Genomic DNA, 5,165 nt, shown 5'->3' with positions numbered 1-5,165 from the left:
TCCGCGGCGCGGAGCTTCCGCGTTCCCACGCGGCGCGTGGGAACGAGAGAAAATCTGTTAATTGAGAACGCCCCCTAATACCTAGTTTCGACCGATGTTGCAAGTTCATAGTACCTGCTGGCTCACACGCTTGGTTCACACGCTCCAGTATGGGGACTAGCAATAATGACTGAACCTTAAAACTATCTTGAGGGGCGCTCGCTTTGCCCATCCTACAGGCGGTGGCGCCAGTGCCGGCGTCTTAACGCAACCTGCACCCACATTACCCCCGCGCGGCCTCCACGGGAACGGCCGTGATACGCAGATCCGGCCCGACCATGCGCAGATCCCGAATCGTGAGCTCGATACGATCCTGCATCCGCTCAAGGCCCGGTAGTCGGAAGAGCCCACGGGCGGCGTCACCCATGATATGAGGCGCCAGATAGAGGACGAGCTCATCCACCAGCCCCGCTTCCAGGAACGCCCCGGCCAGGGTCGGCCCCGCCTCCACCAGCACCTCGTTGATCTCCCGGCGGGCGAGGTCGCGCAGCAGGGACGCCAGGTCCACCCGACCCTCACGCCCGGCACACACATAAACTTGGGCCCCCGCCGCTTCCAGCCGCATGACATCGGACGGCGCCTGACCCTCCGGACAGGCGATCAAGGTCGTACCCGGCAGGCCGAGCATGCGCGCGTTGGCGGGGGTGCGGAGGCGACTGTCGATCAGGACCCGCAAGGGTTGGCGTATCTGCTCGCCGGGCCGCATCCCCGGCAGCTCCTCCGCGCCGAGGCGCAGATCCAGGGCGGGGTCGTCCGCCAACAGGGTACCGATTCCGGTAAGGATCGCCGAGCTGCGCGCGCGCAGCCGTTGCACGTCCCGCCGCGCCGGCTCGGACGTGATCCACTTACTTTCCCCACTGGCCATAGCGGTGCGCCCGTCCAGGCTGGCGGCCAGCTTACAGCGCACATAGGGCAACCCCTGGCTCATACGCTTGATGAAACCGGGATTGAGGGCCCGCGCCTCGGCCGCCAGGACACCGACCTGGACGGCAACGCCGGCGGCCTTCAGGGTCTCCAGTCCCCGACCCGCCACCAGCGGATTCGGATCGACCATAGCGGCCACCACGCGCCGCACCCCGGCCGTCAACAGGCCCTCGGTGCAGGGCGGGGTCTTGCCCTGACGGCAGCAGGGCTCCAGGGTGACATAGGCGGTTGCACCCCTGGCCTGCCCGCCTGCGGCCGTAAGCGCGTTGCGCTCGGCATGGGGCTCACCGGCGCGGCGGTGGTAGCCCTCGCCCACGACCTCACCGGTGCGGACCAGGACACAGCCCACTCGGGGATTCGGATCGGTGGTAAAGAGCCCCAGGCGCGCGAGCCGAATCGCCCGCGCCATGCAGGCAAGGTCGTCAGCGGCATCTCCGCTCAAGGCTTCTTTTCCAGATCGGCCAACAGGTCCATCTGGTGGCGCTTGGCCTCGGGCGTGAGCTGGCGCTCCAGGCGTTCGATCTCCTCCCGGAAGGCGGCCACGTCCTCGAATTTGCGGTAGACGGAGGCAAACCGCACATAGGCCACCTGGTCCAGCGCCCGCAGCTCGTCCATGACCAACTCGCCGATCGTGCGTGACGAGACCTCCCCTTCCCCGCCGGTAACCAGGCGCCGGTTGATGCGGGCCAGGGCCGCCTCGATCTCCTCGGTGCCGACCGGGCGCTTCTCCAAGGCCCGCATGATGCCTGAGCGCAGCTTGCCCGCGTCGAACGGGACCCGGGAACCGTCACGCTTTTCCACGCGCGGGAGGTCGAGCTCGGCACGCTCGTAGGTGGTGAAGCGCTCCTTGCACCGGACGCACCGGCGACGACGGCGCACCTGATCGCCCTCCCCCGCCAACCGGGAGTCGGTAACCTTGGTGTCCTGGGCTCCACAGAAGGGACAGCGCATAGCAACTTGCTGGTACGGATGCTCTCAACTGCCGATAACATCGAGTTAGCAGGATCTTCACGGAAGCGTTATCCGCAAATGAACGCGAATCGACGCAAATGGATCAGGAACCGTCGCTGATAGCGAACCGATCGCGACTAATCGGCGTTGACTCGCGTTTATTGGCGGCCAAAAGCGGAACCGCCGAGGTTCTGATTGAGTATAGGAAAAATGATCCGATCGCTTCGATCCATCCGCAGATTACACAGATTTTCACAGATTAAAAACGAAACAATCTGTGAGAATCTGCGTAATCCGTGGACAGAAAAGAGAATGTGAGCTTTTGCGACCAATTTGCGTTCATTGGCGTTCATTTGCGGATAAAAAAGCATTCGCATAGACGGGAAACCGCGCGCATAGCGCCAGCACCTTCGTCTTGACCTGGTCGACCACGGCCTGCTCGCCCCCGGCGTCGATGATATCGCACATCCAGCCCGCCAGCTCCCGCACCTCCCCGGTCCCGAAGCCGCGGGTGGTCACGGCAGGGGTCCCGACCCGGATGCCACTGGTGACGAACGGGGACTGGGGATCATTGGGCACCGCGTTCTTGTTCACCGTGATATTGGCCGCCCCGAGCCAGGCCTCCACGTCCTTGCCGGTGAGCCCCTGCTCGATAAAGCTGACCAGAAACAGGTGGTCACTGGTGCCGCCGGACACCACATTGTAACCCCGGGAGATAAAGACCTCCGCCATGGTCCGGGCGTTGTGCAACACCTGCTGCTGATAGGTCTTGAATTGGGGCTCCAGCGCCTCCTTGAAGGCCACGGCCTTGGCGGCGATCACATGCATCAGAGGGCCACCCTGGGTACCGGGAAAGACCAGGGAGCTGAGCCGCTTCTCGAGCTCTGGATTCGACTTGGCCAGGATCAGGCCGCCGCGAGGACCACGCAGGGTCTTATGGGTGGTCGTCGTGGTGACGTCCGCGATCCGCACCGGGCTCGGGTACAGACCCACGGCCACCAGGCCCGCCACATGGGCCATATCCACGCACAGAAAGGCGCCGATCCCATCGGCGATGGCGCGAAAGCGCCCCCAGTCGACCACCCGGGAATAGGCCGAGAAGCCGGCCACGATCATGCGCGGGCGGTGCTCCCGCGCCAGTCGCTCCACCGCCTGATAGTCGATCTCCTCGGTGGCCGGATCCAGCCCGTACTGAACCGCATCATAGAGCTGGCCCGAAAAGTTGGGCTTAGCCCCGTGGGTGAGGTGCCCGCCATGGGCCAGGCTCATGCCGAGGATGGTGTCTCCGGGTTGGCACAGGGCCATGTAGACCGCCGCATTGGCCTGAGAGCCGGAATGGGGCTGAACATTGGCATAGTCCGCGCCGAACAGGGCCTTGGCACGGTCCACGGCCAACCGCTCGGCGACATCCACGTGTTCGCAGCCGCCGTAATAACGCCTGCCGGGATAGCCCTCGGCATACTTGTTGGTGAGTACCGTACCCTGGGCCTGTAAGACCCTGGGACTGGCATAGTTCTCGGATGCGATCAGTTCGACGTGCTCTTCCTGCCGCCGCTCCTCGTCCCGGATCGCCCGCCACAGCTCGTCGTCATAACCGGCAATCTGCGTGGTCTTGTCAAACATCGAACCTTCCTCACCGCCAAATCGGTATAGTTTAGCCGCTTTCCACGCAATGGACCCCGATTTTCGGACCCCTGATCAGCAGTCAGCCCGGTCGTGATATTAAAGAGGCTTAGAGGCTGTCTAAAAACTAACCTATTGATTTTAAATCGGTAGGCTGGGGTGAGGAACGAACCCCAGCTGTGGTTAATGCTGGGTTTTGGCCATCCCTGGCTGCAACCCAGCCTACGGCCTACGATCCCTTTTTAGACAGTCTCTTAAGAGGTTCTGGTTGAGGTTCCGGCTTTAGGCTAGATCCCCGTAAATTGCGACTGGCCTCATATCCGACGATATTTATTCTTGCGGAGTACTAGATTACTTCTTATACTTGGCCCTATACGATTGAGTTTTCCATCCCTATGATGACCCTTGATAGATTTTCCGGGGGAAACTATGAACAGGCTGAAGATCCTGGGTAAAGGTATCCTGGCTGCCTTGCTTGGCATGATGGTAGGTACTGCGAGTGCCGGGGAGCCCTATGCCACCCCGTCGCAGTGCGCATTAAACCCGGTAAGTGCCAAGCTGGCGCGAGCCGTCGGTAAGATCCTGGTCAATCAGGGGGCAGGCTATATCAGAGGGAAGGTAGGCAGAAAGCTGGAGAGAGGTGCCCGCGTGATGGCCATGGAAGGAAGCAAAGCCACCATCAAGTTCGACGATAAAGATAAATGTAACTATACCTTGAAAGATGACGAGGTCCTGACCATCACCGACGTCAGCCCTTGTGCGAAACGTGCCACCCTGGAGCGGATCGACGGCGATGATGATGCTAAGATCAGTCGGAGATCGCGGATCAAAACAGGACGGATAGGTGAGAGGCTGCGGAGGGGCGACCAGGTGGCGGTTCCGAAGGGGCACAAGGCCATCATCAGATTCGATGATGGTTGCGAACATACCTTGGAAGATGACGAGATCTTGACTGTCGGTGATGTCAGCACCTGTTGCACATTGAAGGACACCTTCAGGTCCCATAGTGTCGCTTCGCAGAATCCCGTGCCCGACCTCACACTTGCAAGAGCCCACCGCGGCATACATGCGAGGCATGCTATTACTGGCCCTGGTCATCTATATACCGCGCCCACTGTCGCTGCACCTGGTGTCGCCACCACCACTAGCTGGTGGTCGTGGTTGCCCGGGTGGGGGGTAGGGTGGTCGGCGGGTTGGTTCATTCCTATTATCGCTATCGCTGTAATAGCTGTACCGATCGTGGATACAGCAACTGGAGGAAGCGATAAGCCTCCGCTCAGCCCGTAGCGAAGGCTCCGTGGGTGTGGCAAGTCCCGCCGATTTAACTCGCTTTATCTCAATGCCATTAAATTAAGTGTTACCGGTCGGCAAAAAGAGGAGAAATTACGAATCACGCGAATCCTCGCGAATGGAGTCGCGCCGGTTTGTGTGCTTCGTAGCTTTCTCTTCCGCATCCTAACCGACCACGACAAGTGGTCAGCAGCTATACTTCCACACGGAACAATTTGCGCATTTCACTCCCTCTGCCTTCGGGAGGGTGTCGCAAAGACCTTTCGAACCAGTAGAGTAGAGAGCAGGTTCCCGTGTCCTTAGATGTGGCCTATCCGTTGCCGCCCCTTTCGTCTGGC

The 5,165-nt window shown here is 61.0% G+C and carries 4 protein-coding genes; all 4 read right to left on the bottom strand.

What is annotated here, in order from left to right; translation table 11 throughout:
- Positions 1–262 precede the first annotated feature (262 nt).
- Positions 263–1,372, bottom strand: a complete 1,110-nt coding sequence (gene ribD, locus BQ17_RS17950) for a bifunctional diaminohydroxyphosphoribosylaminopyrimidine deaminase/5-amino-6-(5-phosphoribosylamino)uracil reductase RibD (RefSeq protein ID WP_089729448.1) — start codon at positions 1,370–1,372, stop codon at positions 263–265.
- Positions 1,373–1,401: 29 nt separating this feature from the next.
- Positions 1,402–1,914, bottom strand: a complete 513-nt coding sequence (gene nrdR, locus BQ17_RS17945) for a transcriptional regulator NrdR (RefSeq protein WP_089729446.1) — start codon at positions 1,912–1,914, stop codon at positions 1,402–1,404.
- A 339-nt stretch (positions 1,915–2,253) separates the two neighbouring features.
- A complete protein-coding gene (gene glyA, locus BQ17_RS17940) occupies positions 2,254–3,537 on the bottom strand; it encodes a serine hydroxymethyltransferase (RefSeq protein WP_089729444.1) in 1,284 nt (427 codons plus the stop codon).
- A 537-nt stretch (positions 3,538–4,074) separates the two neighbouring features.
- Positions 4,075–4,542, bottom strand: a complete 468-nt coding sequence (locus BQ17_RS21095; protein WP_141699359.1) for a hypothetical protein — start codon at positions 4,540–4,542, stop codon at positions 4,075–4,077.
- Between the last annotated feature and the right edge of the window lie 623 nt (positions 4,543–5,165).

This window comes from Candidatus Thiosymbion oneisti (assembly GCF_900092655.1).
In the GTDB taxonomy this organism is placed as follows: Bacteria; Pseudomonadota; Gammaproteobacteria; order Chromatiales; family Chromatiaceae; genus Thiosymbion; species Thiosymbion oneisti.
This window is presented reverse-complemented; position numbering and strand designations above follow the sequence as displayed.